Below are 366 nucleotides of genomic sequence, written 5' to 3' on the forward strand. Positions count from 1 at the left end.
TTCCTCTATTGCCGCGAAGCGCGCTTCGGCGACGCCGGCATCGAGGCGGCGCTGGTCACTCCGCACGGCGAGGGCCTGCTGCGCAGCCCGTTGCTCGGCCGCTTCAACCTGAGCAACCTGCTGGCGGCGGTCGGTGCGTTGCTTGGCCTGGGTTATCCCCTGGGCGATATCCTCCGCACTTTGCCGCAACTGCAGGGGCCGGTCGGCCGCATGCAGCGCCTGGGAGGCGGCGACAAGCCGCTGGTGGTGGTGGACTACGCGCATACTCCCGACGCCCTGGAAAAAGTCCTGGAGGCCCTGCGTCCGCACGCGGCCGCGCGCCTGCTGTGCCTGTTCGGCTGCGGTGGCGATCGCGATGCCGGCAAG

Annotated in this window: 1 protein-coding gene; it reads left to right on the forward strand. The window is 70.2% G+C overall.

The window, feature by feature from the left end:
- Positions 1 to 366, forward strand: a 366-nt coding sequence (locus ACLJNW_RS23600) for a glutamate ligase domain-containing protein (protein WP_410961139.1), incomplete at both ends; no start/stop codon positions are given.

It is taken from the genome of Salmonella sp. SAL4457, from assembly GCF_046548235.1.
Taxonomy (GTDB): domain Bacteria; phylum Pseudomonadota; class Gammaproteobacteria; order Enterobacterales; family Enterobacteriaceae; genus Salmonella; species Salmonella enterica.